General features: G+C 72.4%; 20 protein-coding genes. 2 read left to right on the plus strand and 18 right to left on the minus strand.

Annotation, left to right across the window (positions count from 1 at the left end):
- Positions 1-129: 129 nt before the first annotated feature.
- Positions 130-849, plus strand: coding sequence for a hypothetical protein (locus OP86_RS04760; protein ID WP_234434905.1), 720 nt, complete (start codon positions 130-132; stop codon positions 847-849).
- Between the two features lie 221 nt (positions 850-1,070).
- Here OP86_RS04760 and OP86_RS04765 read toward each other — a convergent pair whose 3' ends face one another.
- From OP86_RS04765 to OP86_RS04775, 3 genes are all read right to left on the minus strand, one after another.
- Positions 1,071-1,751: a hypothetical protein gene (locus tag OP86_RS04765; protein WP_051829687.1), complete on the minus strand. Its 681-nt coding sequence runs from the start codon at positions 1,749-1,751 to the stop codon at positions 1,071-1,073.
- 101 nt (positions 1,752-1,852) lie between these two features.
- The gene (locus OP86_RS04770; RefSeq protein ID WP_030256942.1) at positions 1,853-2,551 is read right to left on the minus strand and encodes a ribonuclease HII; all 699 of its coding nucleotides are present in this window, start codon (positions 2,549-2,551) and stop codon (positions 1,853-1,855) included.
- A 174-nt stretch (positions 2,552-2,725) separates the two neighbouring features.
- The gene (locus tag OP86_RS04775) at positions 2,726-3,277 is read right to left on the minus strand and encodes a TetR/AcrR family transcriptional regulator (protein ID WP_234434900.1); all 552 of its coding nucleotides are present in this window, start codon (positions 3,275-3,277) and stop codon (positions 2,726-2,728) included.
- Between the two features lie 398 nt (positions 3,278-3,675).
- Between OP86_RS04775 and OP86_RS04780 the strand changes: the two genes are divergently transcribed.
- On the plus strand, positions 3,676-5,226 hold the full coding sequence (locus tag OP86_RS04780) for an MFS transporter (RefSeq protein WP_051829688.1): 1,551 nt from the start codon (positions 3,676-3,678) through the stop codon (positions 5,224-5,226).
- Positions 5,227-5,368: 142 nt separating this feature from the next.
- On the opposite strand, the gene OP86_RS04785 is transcribed toward OP86_RS04780, so the two are convergent.
- The 15 genes from OP86_RS04785 to nrdR all read right to left on the minus strand — a co-directional run bounded on the left by OP86_RS04785 (position 5,369) and on the right by nrdR (position 22,915).
- Entirely contained in the window at positions 5,369-7,033 is a 1,665-nt protein-coding gene (locus OP86_RS04785; RefSeq protein WP_051829689.1) for a DUF4153 domain-containing protein, read from the minus strand.
- Positions 7,034-7,209: 176 nt separating this feature from the next.
- On the minus strand, positions 7,210-8,241 hold the full coding sequence (locus tag OP86_RS04790; RefSeq protein WP_234434901.1) for a carbohydrate ABC transporter permease: 1,032 nt from the start codon (positions 8,239-8,241) through the stop codon (positions 7,210-7,212).
- On the minus strand, positions 8,238-9,275 hold the full coding sequence (locus tag OP86_RS04795; protein WP_078588617.1) for a carbohydrate ABC transporter permease: 1,038 nt from the start codon (positions 9,273-9,275) through the stop codon (positions 8,238-8,240). Before OP86_RS04795 ends, OP86_RS04790 begins: the two co-directional genes overlap by 4 nt.
- Positions 9,276-9,479: 204 nt before the next feature.
- Positions 9,480-10,868 carry an ABC transporter substrate-binding protein gene (locus OP86_RS04800; protein WP_063836567.1) on the minus strand — a complete coding sequence of 463 codons (1,389 nt, stop codon included), beginning with the start codon at positions 10,866-10,868 and terminating at the stop codon, positions 9,480-9,482.
- A gap of 160 nt (positions 10,869-11,028) precedes the next feature.
- Positions 11,029-12,243 (minus strand): cytochrome P450 family protein, encoded by a 1,215-nt coding sequence (locus OP86_RS04805; protein WP_030057633.1) that lies wholly within the window; start codon positions 12,241-12,243, stop codon positions 11,029-11,031.
- A 132-nt stretch (positions 12,244-12,375) separates the two neighbouring features.
- Positions 12,376-13,620, minus strand: a complete 1,245-nt coding sequence (locus tag OP86_RS04810) for a cytochrome P450 (RefSeq protein ID WP_030256952.1) — start codon at positions 13,618-13,620, stop codon at positions 12,376-12,378.
- 28 nt (positions 13,621-13,648) lie between these two features.
- Positions 13,649-14,293, minus strand: coding sequence for a GTP-binding protein (locus OP86_RS04815; protein ID WP_030057631.1), 645 nt, complete (start codon positions 14,291-14,293; stop codon positions 13,649-13,651).
- A complete protein-coding gene (locus tag OP86_RS04820; protein ID WP_030057630.1) occupies positions 14,274-14,642 on the minus strand; it encodes a DUF742 domain-containing protein in 369 nt (122 codons plus the stop codon). The genes OP86_RS04815 and OP86_RS04820 overlap by 20 nt, the downstream gene beginning before the upstream one ends.
- Positions 14,639-15,127, minus strand: a complete 489-nt coding sequence (locus OP86_RS04825) for a roadblock/LC7 domain-containing protein (RefSeq protein ID WP_051829690.1) — start codon at positions 15,125-15,127, stop codon at positions 14,639-14,641. Before OP86_RS04825 ends, OP86_RS04820 begins: the two co-directional genes overlap by 4 nt.
- Before the next feature lie 321 nt (positions 15,128-15,448).
- Positions 15,449-17,242 (minus strand): sensor histidine kinase, encoded by a 1,794-nt coding sequence (locus tag OP86_RS04830; RefSeq protein WP_051829691.1) that lies wholly within the window; start codon positions 17,240-17,242, stop codon positions 15,449-15,451.
- 279 nt (positions 17,243-17,521) lie between these two features.
- Positions 17,522-18,088: a Clp protease N-terminal domain-containing protein gene (locus OP86_RS39110; protein WP_030057627.1), complete on the minus strand. Its 567-nt coding sequence runs from the start codon at positions 18,086-18,088 to the stop codon at positions 17,522-17,524.
- Positions 18,089-18,091: 3 nt separating this feature from the next.
- Positions 18,092-18,328 carry a hypothetical protein gene (locus OP86_RS04840; protein WP_033330993.1) on the minus strand — a complete coding sequence of 79 codons (237 nt, stop codon included), beginning with the start codon at positions 18,326-18,328 and terminating at the stop codon, positions 18,092-18,094.
- A gap of 59 nt (positions 18,329-18,387) precedes the next feature.
- Positions 18,388-19,155 carry an SDR family oxidoreductase gene (locus tag OP86_RS04845; RefSeq protein WP_030256961.1) on the minus strand — a complete coding sequence of 256 codons (768 nt, stop codon included), beginning with the start codon at positions 19,153-19,155 and terminating at the stop codon, positions 18,388-18,390.
- Positions 19,156-19,314: 159 nt separating this feature from the next.
- Positions 19,315-22,206 (minus strand): vitamin B12-dependent ribonucleotide reductase, encoded by a 2,892-nt coding sequence (locus OP86_RS04850; RefSeq protein WP_030256964.1) that lies wholly within the window; start codon positions 22,204-22,206, stop codon positions 19,315-19,317.
- A gap of 208 nt (positions 22,207-22,414) precedes the next feature.
- A complete protein-coding gene (gene nrdR, locus OP86_RS04855; RefSeq protein WP_051829692.1) occupies positions 22,415-22,915 on the minus strand; it encodes a transcriptional regulator NrdR in 501 nt (166 codons plus the stop codon).
- Positions 22,916-23,422 lie beyond the last annotated feature (507 nt).

The following is a 23,422-nucleotide window of genomic DNA, read 5'->3' on the forward strand; positions in this document are numbered from 1 at the left end:
CGTTCATCATTTCATCGTTGCCGCTCCGGCCCCGATGCCCCGAGAATTGGCGAGTACCCGAAACTCGGTCCACCGGACCCGCCCTTCGACGTACCCCGGCACCAGCCTGCCCACGGGCCAGGAAGGAGGATCGTGATCAACGGTATCGACCGAGGTCAGCATCCCCTCTCCGGAGGTTCCACGCCCAGACGGGTGCTGGACCTGGAGGTCTGGACCGCCTCGGGGATCCCGTTGCTGCGCGACCCTCGCGAGTTCGTCCTGGAACTGCACCAACGCCACCTGCCTCAGCCGGGCACGGTCGTGGTCGCCGTCCTGGACACGATCCACCGCCTGGCCGCCTCGGCCTCCTTCGCCCCCTGGCCGCACGACACCGACGGCTGGCAGCACCGGAACGCCCTGCTGGCGCACCTGCGCCGGATCATCCCGCACGACCTGCGGCGGCCCGAGCCGACCCGCACCGCCGTCCTGCTGCGCTGCCGCGACGGCGCCCCCGGCTGGACGGAGCAGGACGGCGCCTGGATGTGGGCGCTGCGGGACGCGGCCGTGCTGCACGGCCTACGCTGCGGCGCATACATCGGACTCACGCCGGCGGGCTGGCACATCCTCGGGGACGGGCGGAACGGGCGCAATCCGCACGCGGGTTCGTGGGCGGACGGGCCGGTGCACACCGTGACGGAGCTGCCGCCACGCTCGGCGCGCGACGCCCCGCGCGGCCAGTACACCCGCCGGCAGGCGGCCGAGCATGCCCCTCACGGCGAGGGCACGCCGCACTCCCCGCAGTCCGAGCCACCGTGGATACCGGCGCGGGTCGCGGCGGTCGAGCCGACCCGCCGCACCGGCACGCGCTGAGGCCGGGCGAACCGTCACCGGACGTCTCAGGGCCGAAAGGCCGCACCGACGCCCGGGCCGCCACCGCGCTCCGCCACCCCGCGCCGCCATCGCCGTGGGCCGCCGCAGTGAGCCGCCATCGCGCGCTGCCACGACGCGGACCGCCGCGGGCCCGCTCCGGCGGAGGACGGACTCCGGGCCCGGCACCGTACGGCACCGGGCCCGGAGCGGGACGGGTGTGGTCAGGCCTTGAGCGGGCGCCCGGGCGCGGCGCCGGCCGCCCCCGTGGCCGCCGGGCCGGCGTCACCGCAGACCACCAGCAGCGTGGTCGCGTGGCCGAGCGCCTTGGTGTAGGCCTCGGCGGCCCGGGCGGCCGGTCCGCCGTTGACCACCAGGACGACCACCTCGCGCCGGACCGGGCGGTTCAGCGCGGCGTCGGCGTAGAACACGTCCCCGCCCTCGGCGAGTTGCGCCCAGTAGCGCTCCTCGCCGAAGGACAGCTCGTGCTGCTGCCAGGGGTGCGCCCCGCCGACCGTCAGCACCAGGATCTGGCCCGGGTCGCGGCCGGAGTCGAGCAGCAGGTCGACGGCGTCGTCGGCGCGCTCGACCGCCTGGGCCGGGGTGGCGGCGATCCGCTGGACCTCCACCTGCGGTGCGGCGGGGGCCGGGCGCCGCGGCGCCGGGCCGGGCTTGGGGATCAGCGGCGGACCGGGGCGGGCGGCGCGCGGCGGGGCCGGGCTCCGGGGCGCCGGGCGGGGGCCGGGCACCGGAGCCGGGGCGGCGACGGTGGTGGTGGGTGCCGTGGCGGGTGCGCCGCCGGTGGCAGGCGCGTGGAGGGCTTGTGCGTCCGACTCGCGGGGGAAGGGAACGCCGGGGCCCGGGAGGCTCTCGTGAATCTCCGGCTCCTCGGGGAAGACAGGCATACCCGGATATCTATCAAATGCCGGTCAGACGCGCACGGGCGCCCCACCCATTGGACCCCGGACACCTGCCGCCCCCGCCCGGGGCAATTCCATACGGACCGTCAGAAACCGAGCGTCAACTGTTCGTCGGCGGACTCCCGGCCCCCGCCCGGGAGCTCCCGAACGCGCTTGAGGTGGCGCCACTTCGGCAGTGCGTCCATGTACGCCCAGGAGAGCCGGTGGTGCTCGGTGGGGCCGTGCTCCTCCAGTGCGGCCCGGTGCACCGGGGACGGGTAGCCGGCGTTGTCTGCGAAGCCGTACTCCGGGCACCCCTCGCCCAGTTCGGCCATCAAGCCGTCGCGGTGGACCTTGGCGAGCACCGAGGCGGCGGAGACGCAGACGCAGGACTGGTCGCCCTTGATCACCGTGCGCACCCGCCAGGGGCCGCCGAGGTAGTCGTGCTTGCCGTCCAGGATCACCGCGTCGGGCTCGACCGGCAGCGCCTCCAGCGCACGGACGGCGGCCAGCCGCAGCGCCGCCGTCATCCCGAGTTCGTCGCACTCCTGCGGCGAGGCCTGCCCGAGGGCGTACGCGGTGACCCAGTCGGCGAGGACCGGGGCGAGCGCGCGGCGGCGCAGTTCGGTCAGCAGCTTGGAGTCGGTCAGCCCCTCCGGCGCCTTGCGCAGGCCGGTGACGGCCGCGCCGACGGTGACCGGCCCGGCCCAGGCGCCGCGCCCGACCTCGTCCAGGCCGACGACGGTCCTGGCGCCGGCCCGGCGCAGCGAGCGTTCGACGGAGTGCGTCGGCGGGACGATGGGCATGGCGGCTTCCGTTCAACTGGGGCAGCCTCCAGCCTAAGCCCGCCTCACGGCCGCCGGATCCGCACCGGCCCCGACCCGGCCGAGGCCCGAGCCGACCGCAACCACGTCCCCGGCCCCGGCCCCGACCGTAAGGCTTACGCCCTCAGGCCCTCAGGCCCTCAGGCCCTCAGGCCCTCAGGCGCGGATCATCGGCCGCAGGACCTCGTCCACCAGCCGGGTGGCGAAGTCCGGCCCCAGGTCCTGGAATCCGCGGATCTTGGCCTGGTAGAGCAGCATCGCCGGGATGACGTCGGCCACGAGCGGGGTGGCCGCGCCGGGCCGGACGTCGCCGCGTTCGGCGCCGCGGCGGAGGATCTCCAGGATGGTCGCCGTGGTCGGCTCGATGACCCGGTCGTTGATGAAGCCCTTGAAGACCTCGGCGCGTTCCTGGTCGATCTCGGCCATCAGCGCGTGCAGCGCGGCACCCACCCGGGAGCTCACCGCGGCCGTGAACGCCTCGATGAGCTGCAGGAGTTCGTCGCGGGCGGACCCGAGGTCGGGGGTGTCGTAAGGGCGTGGAAGAGTGGCGTCCAGGGCGTCGATGACGAGTTCGTCCTTGGACGCCCAGCGCCGGTAGAGCGCGGCCTTCCCGGTCCGCGCCGCGCCGGCGACGCCTTCCATGGTCAGCCGCGCGTATCCGCCGGAGGTGAGCTGGTCGAGCGCGGCCTCGAAGATCGCGTTCTCCAACTCCTTGCCCCGCCGCCGCCCGGGTCGCGCCAGGGCCTGGTGGGCGGCCCGCACGGGGCAGAGGGCCGGCTCCGCGCCCGACCGCACGACCGACTCGACGCCCGGGGCCCGCGTGGCGTCCGGCGACCTCCCGGGCGGGGGCGCCGCGTCCGCCGCGTCTCCGACAGTCCGCCCCGATGACCGACCGGACCGGTCCGCCACCAGGCGCCGCACCAACCGCTCCATCGCCACCATCCTTAAGGAACGCTTGCGTTCACAATCACGGCCAGGATATCGTCCCGATTAGTGAACGATCCCGTTCCTTCCCGGCCTGCGCAAGGCCGCGCATTGCCGCATCCGGGCACCGGCGGTCCGCCGGGTCCACAGCACCGAGCACGCAGCCAGCAGGGGGCAGATTCGTGGCTATCTCCGACACGCTCAGCAAGAACGCACCACCACGGGCCGGAAAGGGTGGGGGCAAGGGCATCACCCTGGCCGTCATCGCGGCCACCCAGCTCATGGTGGTGCTCGACGCGACGATCGTGAACATCGCGTTGCCGCACATCAAGGACGCCCTGAACTTCTCGACCACCGACCTGTCGTGGGTCATCAACGCCTACACGCTGACCTTCGGCGGGCTCCTGCTGCTCGGTGGCCGTGCGGGCGACATCCTCGGCCGCCGCCGGGTGTTCATCTTCGGCACCCTGCTGTTCGGCCTGGCCTCGCTGCTCGGCGGTTTCGCGCAGGACAGCGGCCTGCTGCTGGCCGCCCGCGCGCTCCAGGGCATCGGCGGCGCGATCTGCTCCCCGACGGCCTTCGCCCTGATCGCCACCAACTTCGAGGAGGGGCCGGAACGCAACAAGGCGTTCGGCGTCTTCTCGGCGGTGGCCGGATCGGGCGCCGCGATCGGCCTGCTGGCCGGCGGCCTGCTCACCGAGTACCTGGACTGGCGCTGGGTGTTCTTCGTCAACGTGCCGATCGCGATCCTGATCGCCGTCGCCGCGCCGCGCTACATCGCCGAGTCCGAGCGCCACCCGGGCCGCTTCGACCTGCCCGGTGCGCTCGCCTCGACCCTCGGCCTGGTCGGCCTGGTCTACGGGTTCATCCGGGCCGCCTCGGACGGCTGGTCGGACAGCATCACGCTCGGCTCCTTCGCGGCCGGCGCGATCCTGCTCGCCGCGTTCTTCGTGATCGAGAGGCGCACCGACCAGCCGATCACCCCGCTGCACCTGTTCGCCAACCGCAACCGCACCGGCGGCCTGGTGATGATGCTCTGCCTGGCCGCGGCCATGTTCGGCATCTTCTTCTACGTGGTGCTGTTCGTGCAGGGCCCGCTCGGCTACAGCCCGCTGAAGGCCGGCGTCTCCTTCCTGCCGATCAGCGTCTCGATCATCATCGCCGCGCAGATCGCCTCCAACCTCCAGGCCAAGTACGGCCCGAAGCCGTTCATGGCGGGCGGCGCGCTGCTGGTCACCGTCGGTCTCAGCTGGCTGACCCAGATGAGCAAGGACAGCGGCTACCTGGACGGGGTGCTCGGCCCCACGGTGGTGTTCGGCTTCGGCATGGGCCTGATCTTCGTCCCGGTGATGCTGCTCTCCGTGGCCGGCGTCCCGGGCGAGGAGACCGGCGCCGCCTCCGGCCTGCTCAACTCGATGCAGCAGATCGGCGGTTCGCTCGGCCTCTCGATCCTGACCACGGTCTTCGCGCACTACGCCACGGCCGAAGCCACCGCGCAGCTGCCGGGGTTCATGCAGAGCGCGACCCCGGACCAGCTGGCCTACCTCCAGCAGCACCACGAGTTCCCGCCGGCGACGGACGCCGCCAACACCGTGCTCACCCAGGGCATTTCGCACGGCTTCATCGTGGGCGCCGCGCTCGCGGCGGTCGCCCTGGTGATCGCGGTCTTCGTGATCAAGGCCAAGGCCAGCGACCTGCCGAGCGGCGACTCCTCCGCCGTCGCGATGCACTGACAGCGGAACGAACCGGCGCCGGAACCAACCGGCGCCGGAACGGCCCGACGCCGCGGCATCCGGCGCCGGACAGACGTCCAGGGCCGGCCGGGAGCAGCACGCTCCCGGCCGGCCCTGCCGCTGTCCGCCCCCCCACACAGGGCTACCAGGCCTCGTACCCCAGCCCCGCCCGATCGCAGGCCCTGCGGCCGATCACCGGCGAGTCCACCGGCGGCCGTTCCGCCAGGATCTGCCGGGCCCGGGCGACCGAGGCGCCAGTCGCGTACCAGGGCTTCGCCTCCTGGCCCAGGTCCTGCCGGATCAGCTCCAGTGCACAGCTGCGCTGCGGCTCGGGCAGCCGGTCCAGGGCGGGCACCGCGTCCGCCGAGAGGTCGCGGACGTTGCGCAGGTCGATCGTCGCCGCGTGCGGGTCGGTCCGCAGGGCCCGCTCGTACCGGGCGACGTTCTGCTCGGCGACGATCGCGTCCGGCCCCATCAGGCCGTACACCGCGACGGTGAGCATTCCGCTGAGGACGACGACCCGCGGCAGCCAGCCGGTGCGGCGGGTCAGCCCGGCGGTGATGAGCAGCAGGAAGACGACGCCCAGCCAGACCTCGACCACGAGCACCCAGAGCCGCAGCCGGGTGAGCCCGGAGGCGTCCACGTAGAACCACATCCGGCCGAGCGCCGAGGCGACCACGGCCAGCGCGAGCACGCAGAGCAGCCCGAGCAGGATCCGCGCCACCCGGCGGTCGGCGGCGGTGGTGCGCGGCGCCCAGCGCTTGGCGACCGCCACCACGACCAGGGTGAGTACGGTGATCACGCTCAGCTGCCAGAAGCCCTGGCGGGCGTAGGCGGAGCGGCTCATCCCGGTGTTGCTCAGCACGGCGTCCGCGCCGCCGAGCACGACGACGGCCTGGAGCACCGCGAAGGCGCCGAACATCAGGTTGAGCGCGACCAGCGGCAGTGCCCATTCCAGCCGCCGCCGCTCCCGGCCCGGCCGGATCACCGTCCGGTCCCAGCGGCGCGGGCCGGCCGCGATCCGCGCGAAGCCCAGCGCGGTGAGCGTCCCGAGCACGAACAGCACCCCGCGCGCCGGGAGCTGGTCAAGGTCGAGGTCCGGGCTGAGACCGCCCAGCAGGTCGGCCATGGCGGCGTCGGCGCTGGCGAACAGCAGGCCGAAGACGGTCAGCAGGACGGCGGCGACCGCGAGCGCCTTGAGCACCGGGACGATCCGGCCGCGGCCGGGCAGCGGGCGCCCCTCCAGGCTGGTCCACGCCCACCGCACGGCCGGCAGCAGGTGCCAGGGGAGGCCGGGCAGGGCGAGCAGCACGCCCGGCCAGCGACGCCCGCCGTGCAGGGCCAGCGAGGCCAGGCCGAGCGCGCCCAGGACGGCCAGCAGGGTGGGCCAGCCCGCGTCCCACCAGACCGGAATGGCGAGCAGGGCGAGGGCGAGCAGGCTCCAGACGACCGTCCAGGGCCGGATCCGACGGCCCGCCACGCGGGCGGCGCAGCCGGCCCCGAGGGCGGTGGCTGCGGCGCAGATCAGCAGGTTGGCCCCCAGCCCGTCGTACAGCAGCCAGGCCGTCAGCAGGCCGGTGAGCAGGGCGAGCAGGACGACCCTGGGCGTGGCGCCGGCCCGGCGTTCGGGGTCGCTGCGGCGCAGCCAGGCGGTGGCGAGCTTCGCGGGGGCCGACCTACCGGGCGCCCGGTAGGGGGCGTACGGGCCGGACGGTCCATAGGGCCCGGATGGCCCGTACGGCCCGTACGAGGGGCGTTCCGGCGCGGGGGGCGGATCGGCCGAGGCAGGAGTGGACAGGCCGGACATGAGTCCCCCTCAGTGGTCGGTGGGCATGCGGAAGCCGCCCTCGGGGCAGTCCGCCGGCGGGCGCGCTCGGCGCCGCCGATGCCGACTGTAGACCATTCTGAACAAGTTCAAAAGCTGCTTCTGAACGCGTTCAGAACACCCCCACCGCTACCCGATCCACCCGAAGCCGCCGCCCGCTACCCCTTCACCGACCCGGCCAGCAGCCCCCGCACGAAGTACCGCTGCAGGCTGAAGAAGACGATCAGCGGCACGATGATCGACAGGAACGCCCCGGCCGTCAGCAGCTCCCAGCGCCCGCCGAGCGAGCCGGACAGCTGCGCCAGCCGCACCGTCATCGGTGCCACCTCCGGCGTGCCGCCCGCGAAGGTCAGCGCCACCAGCAGGTCGTTCCACACCCACAGGAACTGGAAGATCGCGAACGAGGCCAGTGCCGGAGCGCTCAACGGCAGCACGATCGAACGGAAGATCTTGAAGTGCGAGGCGCCGTCCACCACCGCCGCCTCCATCAGGTCGCGGGGCAGCTGGGCGATGAAGTTGTGCAGCAGGAACACCGCCAGCGGCATCGCGAACATGGTGTGAGCCAGCCAGACCGGCGCGTAGCTGCCCTTCAGGTCCACCGCCGGGACCAGCGTCAGCGAGCCCAGGTGCGCGCCGGAGGCGAACAGCCGCAGCAGCGGGATCAGCGCCATCTGCAGCGGCACCACCTGCAGTGCGAACACCGTGAAGAACACCGTGTCGCTCCCCCGGAACCGCACCCAGGCCAGCGCGTAGGCCGCCATCGCGGCGAGCACCAGGGGGAAGACCGTCGCCGGGACGCTGATCGCCAGCGAGTTCACCAGGAACGGCATCAGGCCGGTGGAGGCACCGGAGCCTCCCTCGAACAGCACCGAGTGGTAGTTGCCGAGGCCGAAGTCCGGGTGGAGGAAGGCGTTCCACCAGCCGTTGGACGTCACGTCCTGCTTGGGCCGCAGCGAGGTCACCAGCAGGCCCAGCGTCGGGACCGTCCAGAGCACCGTCATCGCGATCACGAACACCGAGGCCAGCGGGCTGCCGAAGGCCTTGCGGACCGGGCCGGGGCCCCCGGCCACCCGGCCGGGCACCTTCCCCGCAGCCGGCTTCGGGACGGCCCCCTTCGGGGCGGCCCCTTTCAGGACACCGGCCTTCGGGACACCGGCCTTCGGGACGCCGGTCCTGCGCAGCGAGGTCACCGCACCTCACGCTCCTTCCGCAGCTGGACGATGTTGTAGGCCACCAGCGGCAGCACCGCGAGGAAGAGGATCACCGCGAGGGCGCTGCCCCGCCCGGAGTTGAACTGCACGAAGGACTGCGAGTACATCTCGTTGGCCAGCACCTGGGTGCCGAAGTTGCCGCCGGTCATGGTGCGGACGATGTCGAAGGCCTTGAGCGTGATGATCATGACGGTGGTCAGCACCACCATCACCGTGGTGCGGATCATCGGCACGGTGACGTACCAGAACAGCCGCACCCCGCTCGCGCCGTCCAGCCGGGCCGCCTCCACGACCTCGTCCGGGATCGCCTTGATCGCCGCCGACAGCACCACCATCGCGAAGCCGGTCTGCACCCAGACCAGCACCGCCATCAGCAGGAAGGTGTTCAGCGGCTGCGAGAGCAGCCAGTTCGGCGGGTCGTCCCAGCCCACCGCGACAGCGAGTTGGCTGAGCAGGCCGATCTGCGGCTGCCCCGGCCCGCGCGACTCGTAGACGAACTTGAAGATGATCGAGGCGCCGACCAGCGAGATCGCCATCGGCATGAAGATCAGCGACTTGTAGACCGCCTGCCCGCGCATCCGGTCCACCAGCAGCGCGAGCACCAGGCCCAGCCCGGTCGCCACCAGCGGCGCGACCACCAGCCACAGCAGGGTGTTGAGCAGCACCTTCTGCACCGAGTCGGTGGTGAGGGCCCAGCCGAAGTTCTCGCCGCCGACGAAGCGGCTGCCGTCGTCGTTCTGCAGGCTCAGGTAGACCGTGCGGACCAGCGGCACCACCAGGCCGACGGCCAGCAGCAGCGCCGCCGGGCCCAGGAACACCGCGACCGCCAGCGGGCGGGCCAGGCGGCCCCGGGCCCGGCCCGCGACCAGGAAGACCACCAGCAGGATGCCGAGGAAACCCGCGACGGCGCCGAAGGTGTTGCCGAACTTGACCGCGGCATCGCCCCAGGAGCCGACCGCCAGTCTCGCGGTGGCCAGGGCGGCGGCGGATGACGGGGATCCGGGTACGGACATGACCGTGCGTCCCTTCGGGTGCGGTGGGAAGGGGGCGGGCGGTGCGGGTGGGTGGCCCCGCACCGCCCTCGACAGGTGGTCCCGGTGACGCGCCGGAGCGGCCTGAGCAGCCTGCGCGGCCGAAGCGTCCGGAGCGTCGTCAACTGCCGCCGGTCGCAACAGCCGCCGGTCGCAACGGTCACAGCGGCCGCCGGCGGCCGACCGCTACTGCGGCCAGGCGGCGTCGATGTCGGCGGCGGTCTTCTGGATCGACTGCCCCTCGGCGAACCAGGCGGTCAGCGACTTCCACTCCTGCCCGGCCCCGATCGCGGCCGGCATCAGGTCGGAGCCGTCGAAGCGGAAGGTGGCCGCCGGGTCGGTCAGCGCCTCGGCCGACAGCTTGTCGATCGGGTCGGTGTACAGGCTCTTGTCCACGCCCTGGTTGGCCGAGACCCAGCCGCTCGCGGTCTTCACCCGGCTGCTCGCCCAGTCCGAGCTGGACAGGTAGTTCTGCACCGCCTGTACCTCGGGCCGGCTGGAGAAGGCGGCCAGGAACTCGCCGCCGCCCTCGACCGGGTTGGCGACCGACGGGTTCACCGCCGGCAGGTGGAAGGCGAACACGTCCCCGTCCGGACCGACCTTGGTGCCCTTGATCCACTGCGCCTCGTAGAAGGAGGCCTGCTGCAGCATCAGGCACTTGCCGCTCAGGATCGGCGTGCCCGCGTCCTGGAAGGTGGTGGTGGCGATCGTTTTCACGTCGCCGAAGCCGGCGTTGACCCAGGCCGGGTTCTGCATCCAGTCGGCGACGGTCTTCATCGCCGTGGTGATCTTCTGGTCGGAGAACTTCACCTGGTGGCCGACCCACTGGTCGTACACCTCGCCGCCGTACGAGCCCAGCACCACCTCCTCCAGCCAGTCGGTGGCCGGCCAGCCGGTGGCCGTACCGGAGGCGATGCCGCCGCACCACGGCTTGGGGCCGCCCGCCTTGGCGATCCGGTCGCTGAGCGCCATCAGGTCCGCCCAGGTCTTCGGCGTCTCGTAGCCGGCCGCCTTGAAGGCCTTGGGCGAGTACCAGACCAGCGACTTCATGTTGGCGCTCATCGGCGCCGCGTAGAAGGTGCCGTTGACCGAGCCGTAGGTCTTCCAGACCGGGCTCCACTTGTCCTGGTTGGCGACGGTCTGGGCGGGCGGCTTCACCACCTTGCCGCTCTTCACCATCTGCGCCAGCAGGCCCGGCTGCGGGATGATCGCGAAGTCCGGGGCGTTGCCGCCGGTCACCCGGACCGGCAGCTGGGACTCGAAGTCGTTCGACCCCTCGTAACTGATCTTGATCCCGGTGCACTTGGTGAACTCGGCCCAGGACTTCTCCAGGTTGTCCGACTCCGGGCTCAGGATGGACGCGAACATCGTCACGGTCGTGCCCGAATGCCCGGCGTACGGCTGGTACTTGGCGCAGTCGCCGGACAGCGACTGGGCCGCGCCGCCCCCGCCGCCACCCGAACCGCCGGAGCTGTTGGAGCAGGCCGCGGTCAGCGCCAGCGCCGCCAGCAGGGCAGGGACGGCGACCAGACGGCGGCGGGAAGTCGGGTGTGGCGCGGTCGGGTTGGGGGTCAATGCGGTTCTCCTCGCCAGGGCGTGCTGCTGCCGATGGTGGCTGAACGACATTGCGCTGTACCGGAGATGGGCCCACAAGGGCACGGGCGGACGACGGCCGGACTGATCGAAGACGTTAACGCAGCAGCCCGCCCCCGCCAAGGTCCGCGTTCGACCTTCGTCAGAACAGCCGGATCGGCAGCTCCAGCAGACTGTTCACCACCAGCGACCCGCTCGGCCGCAGCTCGGCGTCCGGCACCGCGAGTGACAGCTCCGGGAAGCGCGCGAACAGCGCCGGCAGCGCGATCCCCGCCTCCAGCCGGGCCAGCGGCGAACCCGGGCAGACGTGCGGCCCGTGGCCGAAGGACAGGTGGCGGCTCGGGTCCCGGGTGACGTCGAACACCTCCGCCGTCACCCCGTGCTGCAGCGGGTCCCGGCCGATCGCGTTGTACGAGACCAGCACCGGCTCACCGGCCGGGATCATCACGTCGCCGACCGGGATCGGCTCGGCGGCGAAACGGAACAGGAAGTTGCTGGTCGGCGGCGTCCAGCGGAGCGACTCCTCCACCACCGCGTCCCAGGACACCCGCCCCGAACGCACCAGCTCCAGCTGGTCCGGGTGCGCCAGCAGCGCCCGCACCGCGTTGCCGATCAGGTTCACCGTGGTCTCGTGGCCGGCCGCGATGATCACCCGCAGGGTGGCCGCCGCCTCCGCGTCGGTCAGCGCCCCGCCCTCGGTGTCGGCCGCCAGCAGCACGCTCGCCAGATCCTCACCCGGGGCCGAACGGCGCTGCGCCACCAGGTCGTTGACGAAGGCGTTCAGCCCGGCGATGGTCGCCTGGATGCCCGCTGGGTCCGGCTTGACGCCGAAGAACCGCTCGTACAGGTCGCGCAGCACGCCGTGGTCCGACTCCGGCACGCCCAGCAGCGAGCAGATCACCGTCATCGGCAGCGGGAAGGCGAAGGCCGCCTTCAGGTCGACCACCGCCTCCCCCGCCGCCAGGACGTCCAGCAGCGCGCGAGTGATCTCCTCGACCCGCGGGCGCATCAGTTCCACCCGGCGTGGGGTGAAGGCCTGTGCGACCAGCGCCCGCAGCCGACGGTGCTCGGCGCCGTCCGTGGTCACCATGCTCGGGCCGGGCACCGCCAGGCCGATCAGCGGCCAGGTCTTCGGCACCTCGCCGCGCTGGTAGGCCCCCCAGTGCGCGGCGTCCTTCACCAACCGGGAGTCCGTCAGCAACTCGCGCGCGGCCGCGTGCCGGGTCACCGCCCAGGCGGCCACGCCGCCGGGCAGCTCCACCGGCACCACCGGGCCGGCGGCCCGCAGCAGGGCGCCCTCGGCCGCGTTGTCGCGGGCCAGCGGGTCGAGGACGATCGGGGCCGGGGCAGCGGTCATCGACGCCAACTCTCCTTGAAAACAAAGGAACTTCGAACGATTGTGCGCGTCCTGTGGATCTTGGCGGGCCCGTCGGAGATCCGCAAGACGCGCGCCACGCCGGGTGGCCCGGGGCGAACGAGACCGGCAGCGCTACGCCGGGTGGCCCGGGGTGAACGAGACCGGCAGCGCCACCAGCCCGCGCACCCAGGCCGACGGCCGCCACACCAGCGCGTGCTCGGCCACCGCCAACCGCAGGTCCGGCAGCCGGTCCAGCAGCACCTCGATCGCCGTGGTGGCGATCACCTCGGCCGCCTCCTGGGCCGGGAACGGGCAGCCGTGCTCGCCGTACGAGTAGCTCATGTGCGCCCGGTTGCCCTCCGCCGGACGGCCGTCGGGCTGCCGCACCGACGGGTCCGCGTTGGCCCCCGCGAAGCCCAGCAGCACCATGTCGCCCGCACCGATCCGCTGACCGCCCAACTGGGTGTCCCGGACCGCCCAGCGCCCGGCGAAGATCTGCGTCGGGGTGTCCTCCCAGAGCGCCTCGTTCAGGGCCTGGCTGATGCTGCGCCGGCCGCCGGCCAGCGAGGCGGCGAACCGCTCGTCGGTGAGCATCAGCCGCAGCGCGTTGGAGATCCAGTACGAGGTCGGCTGGTGGCCGGCGATCAGCAGCACCCGCAGGTCGCGCATCACCTCGTCGTGGGTCAGCCCGGCGTCGTGCTCCAGCATCCGCGAGGCCACGTCGGCCCCCGGGTACTCGGCCTTCTCCTCCACCAGCGCGCGCATCAGCTCCAGCAGCCGCTGGGCCCCGGCCGGCGCGTCCGGGCCGCCGTCCAGCATCGCCAGCAGCGCCGCGATCAGCTGCGGCGCCTGCTCCTCGTCCAGGCCGAGCACCCGGCACAGCACCAGCAGCGGCATCCGGTGCGCGTACTCGGCGACCAGGTCGGCCTCGCCGCGCCCGGCGAACTCGTCGATCAGCCCGTCGGCGATCTCCTCCGCGTGCTTGCGCAGCTCGTACGGGTCGATCCCGGCCAGCGCGTCGGTGACCGCGCGCGAGCGCCGGACGTGCTCCTCGCCCTCGGCGTACAGGATCGAGGGGACGGGCGCCATCATCGGCTTCAGCGGCCAGTCGGCGGGCAGCGTCTCCCAGGCGTGCCAGCGGCTGGAATCGCGGCCGAACAGCTGCGGCTGACCGGTCACCTGCTGCAGCTCGCGGTAGCCGATGACCAGCCAGGCGGGCACACCGCCGGCCAGCTCGACCGGGGCGACCGGGCCGTGCGCGGCCCGCAGCTCGCGGTAGAGCTGGGCCGGATCGGTCTGGAAACGCGGCCCGTACAGCGGCGTGGCGCCGGCGTGCGCCGGGCAGCCCGGGGGCGGGGTGGCGGCGGGCTCGGTCACGGGGTGCTCTCCTCGTACACGGACTCGGTCACGCGGTGCTCTCCTCGTACATGGACGGTGCGGCGGCAGCCAATTCGGCCTCGGCGAGGTCGGTCAGGTGGTGGATCAGGTCGATCAGCACCCGCTTGCCGGACTCGCGGTCGCGCGCGTCGCAGTCCACCAGCGGCACCGAGTCCGGCAGGTCCAGCGCCTCGCGGACCTGCTCCAGGGTGTGCGTCGGATCGCCGAAGTTGTTGCGGGCCACGATGAACGGGGTGCCGTGGTGCTCCAGCCGGTCGATCGCGTACCAGGAGTCCTCCAGCCGCCGGGTGTCCACCAGGACGACCGCGCCCAGGGCGCCGCTGAACAGGCGGTCCCAGAGGAACCAGAAGCGCTCCTGCCCGGGCGCGCCGAACAGGTACAGCACCTGGCGCTCGGAGAGGGTGATCCGGCCGAAGTCGAAGGCGACCGTGGTGGAGCGCTTGCCCCAGGAGCCGGCCGGGTCGATGCCCTCCCCCGCCCTGGTCATCACCTCCTCGGTGTTCAGCGGACGGATCTCGCTGACCGAGCCGACCAGGGTGGTCTTGCCCACGCCGAAGCCGCCGACCACGACGATCTTCAGCGCGTTGTCGGCGGTCGCCCGCAGCGGGGTGCGGGCGGCGGCGGGCCGGACGTCAGAGCCGTTGGAGGCCATGCAGCACCTGCTTCAGCGTGTCGAGGTCGGGCAGCCGGGCCTTGTTCGGCGCGAACCGGGGGTGGCGGGCGGTGACCGCCCCGGACTCCAGCAGGTCGCCGAGCAGGATCTTCACCACCGAGACGGGCAGCGCCAGCTCCGCCGCCACCTCCACCACGGCGGTCGGGGCCTCGCACATCCGCAGGATCCGGACGTGCTCCGACTGCATCCCGGGCGTCGGCTGCCGTTCGGCGACGATCAGGGTGACCAGGTCGAAGGCGTTCTCCGGGGCCCGGCTGCGGCCCTTGGTGATGGTGTAGAGGCGGTCCGGGTCGTCGTCGCGGCCCGGCAGCACCGGCCCCGCGTTCATATCCCGGCGCTCCCTTGCCCGGCCCCCGCGGAGCCATCGGCCCCGGCGGCCCCGTCGGCCCCGGCGGCCCCGTCGGCCCCGGCGTCCTCCGCGCGGGCCGGCGCGCTGAGGTGGACGCCGATCTGCTCGATCAGGCCGTGCATGTTGTGGCCGACCACGCCCACGTCCGCGTCGTCGTCCGTGACCACCGCCAGGTGGGCGCCCTCGCCGGCCGCCACGATGCACAGGATGCCGCCGTGGAACTCGGTCATCGACTGCCGGACGCCGCCGCTGCCGTCACCGAACTCGATCGAGGCGCCGTGGGCCAGGCTCTGCAGACCGGAGGCGATCGCGGCCAACTGGTCGGCCTGGTCGGTGCCCAGCCCGGCGGTGTGGCAGAGCTTGAGGCCGTCGGCGGAGAGAACCAGGGCGTGCCGGGTGCCGGGGGTTGCCGCCAGCAGGTTTTCCAACAGCCAGTCGAGGTCGCGGTCGGTGGCGCTAGTCATCTGATACCTCCGATGAGTCCCGGTGCTGACCGGGGGAGAATACGGGCGTTCTGCCGGCGAGGCAGAACTCGGCGGGACTTGTCAAATCGCAGCGCCGCCATCACCGTCGTCTGCTACGTTGCCGGAGTCGGCTCGGGGCGTTGTGAAGCTCCGAACCGGCCTACCGCCGGGCTGGCGGGAAGTCAGGTCTGTGGAGCTGATGTAAGACCGATGGGCGACACACCGTCCCTCCGCTGGCAAACCCAGGTCGGCAAGCGGCTGTGAAGCAGAAAGCCCGACCCGCGAGGGTTGGAGTCCTCCGGCCTCGGCTGGAGGAGGAAGTCAACGGGAGTCCTTCTCGGTGACAGATGAGGCATCGGAAGTGAAGTCCGTAGTCGGCGGCCCGTCGCTCTTGATCGGCAGGGCCGCCTTACGGAACGCGCCGAACCGGGCGGCCGCGCTCACCGCGTCGCCGCGTACGGGCTTCGCCGCCTGGGCCGCCGCCGGGGCGGTGGTGGCCAGCGTCTGCCCGCGACGGCGCTGCGGCAGGCCGCTGTCCGTCATCCGGGCGGGCGCGGGCGGCAGCTGGGCGGGGACGGCGGGCGCCGCGGTGACGGCAGGTGCCGCGGTGACGGCGGGCGCGGCCGGCGCGTGGGGCGCCGGCGGCAGGGGGGCGCGCGCCGGGCGCGCGGGTGCCGGGCGCCCGGGGGTCAGTGCGGGGGTCAGTGCAGGGCGCGCGGGCTCCGCGGCCGGCGCCTGCGTCACGACGGGCGCCGGAGCGGACTCCGGAGCCGGATGCGTGACCAGCTGCTGCGGGATCAGCATCACCACCCCCGTACCGCCGCGCGCCGACGGCCGGAAGGAGATCTGCAGCCCGTGCTTGCGGGCCAGCACGCCGACCACCGCGAGGCCGAGCCGGGTGCCGGCGGACAGCGTGGTGAGGTCCAGCGGCTCGCCGGAGACGGCCCGTTCGGCCCGGCGCAGCCAGCCGTCGCCCAGGCCCAGGCCGCTGTCCTCGACGGTGACCGCCAGCCCGGCGGACACCTCCTCGACGTAGACGTGCACCTCGGCCGGCGGGGCGGAGAAGTTGGTGGCGTTGTCCAGCAACTCGGCCAGCGCGTGCATGATGCCCTCGGCCGCGTACCCGGCGACGGCGGCGGTGCTGGCGTTGTGCAGCCGCACCCGCTGGTAGGCGCCGATCCGGCCGAGCGCGCCGCGCAGCACCGACTCCACGGCGATCGGCTTGGCCCAGCGCCGGCCCGAACGGGCGCCGGTGAGCACCGCGATGCTGTCGGCCATCCGGCCCGCCTGGGCGGTCGAGTGGTCCAGGCGCAGCAGGTCGCCGAGGACCTCCTCGTCATGCCGGTGCTGCATCTCGCGCAGCTCGGCGTGCATGCTCGTGGCCAGGGCCTGCACCCGCCCGGCGGCGGTCGCGCAGACCGCGAGCGCGGCGGCCCGCAGCCGCTCGCCCCGGCCGATCTCCTCGCCGACGGCGCGCAGCAGCGCGTACTGGGGGTGCTTGCGGTGGGCGGCCAGCGCGCTGTCCACGGCCGCGCCGCCGCGCAGCTTCTTCACCACCTCGGGCAGGACGCCGGCGGCGATCCCGTCCAGCTCGGCCCGCTCGGCCTCGGCCCGCTCCCGTACCGCCTCAGCCTCGGCCGCGGCCCGCTCCCGTGCCACCTCCGCCTCGGCCCGCTCGGCGTCCAGCTCGGTCCGCAGCCGGGCCAGCTCGGTGCGTGCGGCCGCGGCGTCCGCCTCCGCGCGGGCCCGCTCCGCGCGGGCGGTGTCCCGCTCGGCCTCAGCGGCGGCGGCACGCCCCTTGGCCGCCGTCTCGGCCTGCCGGGCGGAGCCGGCGGCGACCAGCGCCGTCATCGTCTCCGCGTGCTGCGCGGCCAGGTCCTCGGCCAGTGCGCCGGAGCGCTCGGCGCCGAGCGCCGCGAGGCCGACGGCGATCAGCCAGAGCACCGTCACGGCGCCCACCGCGAGGGCGGTGAGCGGCTGGTGCGCCCCCAGGGCCCGGGTGATGCCGACGGGTGCGGCGGCCAGCGTCAGCAGGACGGCGGCCGCCGTCAGGGCGACGGTGCGCGGCGCGGGCCGTCGGCGCGGCCGGCCGTCGGGGCTGGTGGCTTCTCTCATCGGTGCGGTCCTCGGCAACGTCGGCGGGCGGCGGCACGGGCGGCGGGTCGACGACGGTCGCGACCGCCGACAGCTGGTCGGGCGCAGATACGAGACCGCCCGGCGACGTCGCGAAACGTCTCCGGGCGGCTGATCGGTTCACGCTTGTGCGCCGATCATATCGATTCAGACATTGGCCTCAAGTGGCCAGTTGACGGGCAGTCTCCTTCATCCACGTCCCGTACACCGATTGGTGACGCAACCGCCGCACGACCGAGTGGCCCGGTTCACAGCCGGGCTTCAGCCCAGCTTCCGTTCGACCGCCTCCCGGACGGCCTTCGGATCCAGTCCGTGGTCGGCGATCACCCGTGCCCCGAGGCCCTCCCCCTCGCGCAGCACCCCGAGCAGCAGGTGCCCGACCGCGATCTCCCCCGACTTCATCCGCAGCGATTCCCGCAGCGACAACTCCAGCGCCTTCTTGGCCCGGGTCGTGAACGGGACGTGCCCGCTGAACGCGCCGCCGGAGCGGAACCAGCCCCGGCGCTTCGGCTCCTCCTCGGGCGGGGCGTCCAGCGCCCCCTCGCCGAAGACCGATTCGACCGCCTCCCGCACCGCGTCCAGGTCGACCCCGATCGAGGCCAGCGCCTGCGCCTGGTCCCCTTCCCCCAGCAGCCGGCGCACCGCCTGCCGCGCCGTCCCGTGGTCCAGCCCGGCCTCCGTCAGCACCCCGGCGGCCGGGTCCTCCGGCCGGCTCAGGATCGCCAGCAGGAGGTGCTCCGTCCCGACGTAGCCGTGCCGCAACTCCCGCGCCTCCTGCTGCGCGGTGACCACCACCTGCCGCGCCGTGGGGGTGAAACGCTCGAACATCACTCAGCCTCCGTCCTGGTCGCCACCGGTACCGCGCTTCGCGTACTTCTTGTGCACCGCCTGCCTGGTCACCCCGAGGCAGACCGCGATGTCCTGCCAGGACCAGCCCTGCGACCGGGCGTTGCCCACCTGCAGGCCTTCCAGGCGGTCCGCCAGATCGCGCAGCGCACGGACCGCCCGGAGTCCCACCGCAGGGTCACGGCTGCTCGCCGCGGCCGCGAGTTCTCCGCTCTCACTCATGCTGTCAACTTTGGTTGACATCGACGGGGATGTCAACCCCGGTTGACAACACTCCGGCGTCAGCGGCCGCCGAACCGCCGCTCCAGCGCCTCCTCGAAGGACCCCCTGCCCACCGCCCGCTCCGGCGTCAGGTTCCCGCCCGCGCGCAGCCCCCGACCCGCGGCCCCCGGCACCCGCACCGGCAGCAGCACCCGCCGCCGGCCCGCCGCCCGCAGGTACGCCTCGGCCAGCTCCCGGTACGACCGCACCTGCGGCCCGCCCACCTCCGGCGCGAACCCGGCGGGCTCCTCTCCCGCCAGGTCCGCCACCGCCGCCGCCACCTCCCGGACGTCCACCGGCTGGAACCGCGCCCCGCCGACCACCGGGAACACCGGCAGCTTCATCGACCCGTCGAAGATCCTCAGCACCAGGTCATGGAACTGCGTCGCCCGCAGCACCGTCCACCCCAGCCCCGACTCCCGCACCACCCGCTCACACGCGAGCTTCGTCCGGTAGTACGCGATCGGCACCCGGTCGATCCCCACGATCGACACGTACACCAGGTGCCGCACCCCCGCCTCGCGCGCCCGCGCCACCAGCGTCCGGACCGCGGCCACGTCCGCCTTCCGCTGCGTGGTCGCGCAATCCACCACCACCTCCACCCCGGCCATCGCCTCGGCGATCCCGGCCCCGCTCACCAGGTCCCCGACCACCCACTCGACCCCGTCGCCCCCACCCCGCGCCCGCCGGCTCAACCCCCGCACCGCCACCCCGCGCGCCACCAGCAGCCGCACCACCTCCCGCCCCAACGTCCCCGTCGCCCCGGTCACCAGCACCGTCCCGTTCACCACACCACTCCTCTCACCAGAACCCGTCACCCCCTACCGACCGGACACCACCCCCATCCGTGACATCGGCAGCCCCGGGGAACGCGAAAAGCGGGGCGAGGACCGTGAAGTCCTCGCCCCGCTTCAGGAGTTCACCTCATGGGGTGAACACCGGGGTGGTCAGCTGCAGCCGCTGGTGGAGCCGCAGCCCTCGCAGAGGTAGCAGCTGCCGGCGCGGCGCATCTTGGTGCCGCAGGAGAAGCAGAGCGGCGCGTCGGCGTTGAGGCCGAGCTGGATCTCCATCAGCTCCGTGGAGTTGTGGGCCTGCTTCGGGGCCGCCTTGGGCGCCTCGACGGCCGGGGCCGGCTTGGCGGCGACGACCGGGGCCACCGGGGCCGACTGGGCGAGCGACTCGGTGTCGAGCTCGTCGGCCTCCAGCGGCTCGTAGGAGCCGGTCTCCAGGTGGCGCTGGCGCTCCTCGACGGAGTGGATGCCGAGCGCCGAGCGGGTCTCGAACGGCAGGAAGTCCAGCGCCAGGCGGCGGAAGATGTAGTCGACGATCGACTGGGCCATCCGCACGTCCGGGTCGTCGGTCAGACCGGCCGGCTCGAAGCGCATGTTGGTGAACTTCGAGACGTAGGTCTCCAGCGGCACGCCGTACTGCAGGCCGACCGAGACGGCGATGGAGAAGGCGTCCATCATGCCCGCGAGGGTCGAGCCCTGCTTGGACATCTTCAGGAAGACCTCGCCGAGGCCGTCGTCCGGGTAGGAGTTGGCGGTCATGTAGCCCTCGGCGCCACCGACCGTGAAGGAGGTGGTGATGCCCGGGCGGCCCTTGGGCAGGCGCTTGCGGACCGGGCGGTACTCGACGACCTTCTCGACCGCGGCGGCCGGGGCGGCCGGGGCCTCCTCGGTCTTGTCCTCGGAGTCCTTCTTCTTCGCCGAGAGCGGCTGGCCGACCTTGCAGTTGTCGCGGTAGATGGCGAGCGCCTTGACGCCCATCTTCCACGCCTCGAAGTAGATCTCCTCGATCTCCTCGACCGTGGCGGTCTCAGGCATGTTCACCGTCTTGGAGATGGCGCCGGAGATCCACGGCTGGATCGCGGCCATCATCCGCACGTGGCCCATGGCCGAGATGACGCGCTCGCCCATCGCGCAGTCGAACACCTCGTAGTGCTCGGCCTTCAGGCCCGGCGCGTCGACGACGTTGCCGTGCTCGGCGATGTGGGCGACGATCGCCTCGATCTGCTCGTCCTGGTAGCCGAGGCGCTTGAGGGCGCGCGGGACGGTGCCGTTGACGATCTGCATCGAGCCGCCGCCGACGAGCTTCTTGAACTTGACCAGGGCGAGGTCGGGCTCGACGCCGGTGGTGTCGCAGTCCATCATCAGGCCGATGGTGCCGGTCGGGGCGAGCACCGAGGCCTGGGCGTTGCGGAAACCGTTCTGCGCGCCGATGCGCACCACGTCCTGCCAGGCCCGGTTGGCGGCCAGCCAGACCGGGGCGTCCAGTTCGTCCACCGAGACGGCGTCGAGCGAGGCGTCCGCGTGCTGCTTCATGACCTGCTGGTGGGCGGCCGCGTTGCGGGCGTAGCCGTCGTACGGGCCGACGACACCGGCGAGTTCGGCGCCGCGGCGGTAGGCGGTGCCGGTCATCAGCGAGGTGATGGCGCCGGCCAGGGCGCGGCCGCCCTCGCTGTCGTAGGCGTGGCCGGTGGCCATCAGCAGGGCGCCGAGGTTGGCGTAGCCGATGCCGAGCTGGCGGTAGGCGCGGGTGGTCTCGCCGATCTTCTCGGTCGGGAAGTCGGCGAAGCAGATGGAGATGTCCATCGCGGTGATGACCAGCTCGACGACCTTGGCGAAGCGCTCGGCGTCGAAGCTGTCGTCGTCGCGCAGGAACTTCATCAGGTTGAGCGAGGCGAGGTTGCAGCTGGAGTTGTCCAGGTGCATGTACTCGGAGCAGGGGTTGGACGCGTTGATGCGGCCGGACTCCGGGCAGGTGTGCCAGTGGTTGATGGTGGAGTCGTACTGGATTCCGGGGTCGGCGCAGGCCCAGGCGGCCTCGGCCATCTTGCGGAACAGCTTCTTCGCGTCGACGGTCTCGATGACCTCGCCGGTCATCCGGGCGCGCAGGCCGAATTCGGTGCCGTTCTCGACGGCGGTCATGAATTCGTCGGAGACGCGGACGGAGTTGTTGGCGTTCTGGTACTGGACGGAGGTGATGTCGTCCCCGCCGAGGTCCATGTCGAAGCCCGCGTCGCGCAGGGCGCGGATCTTCTCCTCCTCCTTCACCTTGGTCTCGATGAAGGCCTCGACGTCCGGGTGGTCGACGTCGAGCACGACCATCTTGGCCGCGCGGCGGGTGGCGCCACCGGACTTGATGGTGCCGGCGGAGGCGTCGGCGCCGCGCATGAAGGAGACCGGGCCGGAGGCGTTGCCGCCGGAGGACAGCAGTTCCTTGGAGGAGCGGATCCGGGAGAGGTTGAGGCCGGCGCCGGAGCCGCCCTTGAAGATCATGCCCTCTTCCTTGTACCAGTCGAGGATCGACTCCATGGAGTCGTCGACGGACAGGATGAAGCAGGCGCTGACCTGCTGGGGCTGCTTGGTGCCGACGTTGAACCAGACCGGCGAGTTGAAGCTGAACACCTGGTGGAGGAGAGCGTGCGTCAGCTCGTGCTCGAAGATGTCGGCGTCGTCCTTGGTGGCGAAGTAGCCGTGCTTCTCGCCGGCGGCGCGGTAGGTGAGCACCACGCGGTCGATGATCTGCTTGAGGCTCCACTCGCGCTGCGGGGTGCCGACGGCGCCGCGGAAGTACTTGGACGTGACGATGTTGACGGCGTTGACCGACCAGAAGTCGGGGAACTCGACGCCGCGCTGCTCGAAGTTGATCGACCCGTCACGCCAGTTGGTCATGACGACGTCACGCCGCTCCCAGCGGACCGCGTCGTACGGGTGCACGCCAGGAGTGGTGTGGATGCGCTCCATCCGCAGGCCGCCCTTCGGGGCCTTGGCGCCCTTGGCCGCGGTCTTCTCGGACTTCGACCCGCGTGCGGAACCGCTCGTGGTGTCTGTCACTTCTCGCTCCTCCTCCTGGGCAAACGCCCGGAGTGCCCTGAAAAGTCCGGGCACTGCTGGTTCGTTCTTCCGGTGTGCGGGCAGGCGGAGACCCTGCCTGTTTTCGCACGGTTTGTAGTGTTCTGCGCCCCGTTTCCGGGCACGCCGGGGCCCCGCAGGGCCGTTGTGGTGCGGCTGGGCCCGCCTGGGGCCGGGGTGCCGGCGCCTCCTAGGGCGCGGCGGCGGCGACGGACACGCAGGTGTCGTCCGTCTCCGGGGTGAGGGGCTGCTCGGCGCGGAGTTCCGCGATGGCGGCCTCGAAGTCTTCCAGTCCGTCGTATGCCTGGTACACGCTGGCGAAGCGCAGGTAGGCGACCACGTCGAGTTCCTTGAGCGGGCCGAGTATGGCCAGCCCGACGTCGTGGGTGGTCAGCTCGGCGTTGCCGCTGGCGCGCACGCACTCCTCGACCCGCTGGCCGAGCTGGGCCAGCGCGTCCTCGGTGACCGGGCGGCCCTGGCAGGCCTTGCGGACGCCGGTGATGACCTTCTGCCGGGAGAACGGCTCGGTGACGCCGCTGCGCTTGATGACCATCAGCGCCGCCGTCTCCACCGTGGTGAAGCGGCGACCGCAGTCCGGGCACTGCCGACGACGGCGGATGCAGCTGCCGTCCTCGGTGGTCCGGCTGTCGACAACGCGGCTGTCGGAGTGCCGGCAGAAGGGGCAGTGCACCTCGGGATCCCTCCCTGGCAGAACGTGCGGACCAGTTGAGTCTATGCGATGCGCCCCCGGCCTCGGCAAGCTGATCATGCGAGGCGACCACTAGTACTGGGCACGGAGAGGACTCTAGCCACTACATCTAGGCCTTCGGGGGAAGTGACACCCCTGGCGTGTCGGCGCGGATTAGACTGCCGGAGTCGCGTTCGAGTCGAACATTTACTCGATGTACAACAAAGCCTTGATCGAGTCACCCAACTCCCGAATAATTCACTCGAACGTGTGTTTGGCGCAACCTTTCGATAGGAGGTGCGTTGGGCTGGAAAAGGGAGAGGACAGCCGTCGAGAGGGGCCGCCGTGAACACGATCGAAAGCAACACCATCCCGGTGCAGGAACACGCCCAGTTCAAGGTGGGGCAGCGCACCAACAATCAGCAGGGTATGGACATCAGCATGGACCGCAGCGAAGACCACCGTCTCCCCGGTACGGCCCTTTCCGGCTCGACCCGGGTGCCCGACCAG

Origin of the sequence: Streptomyces novaecaesareae (genome assembly GCF_000716875.1) — a bacterium.
GTDB classification, from domain to species: domain Bacteria; phylum Actinomycetota; class Actinomycetes; order Streptomycetales; family Streptomycetaceae; genus Kitasatospora; species Kitasatospora novaecaesareae.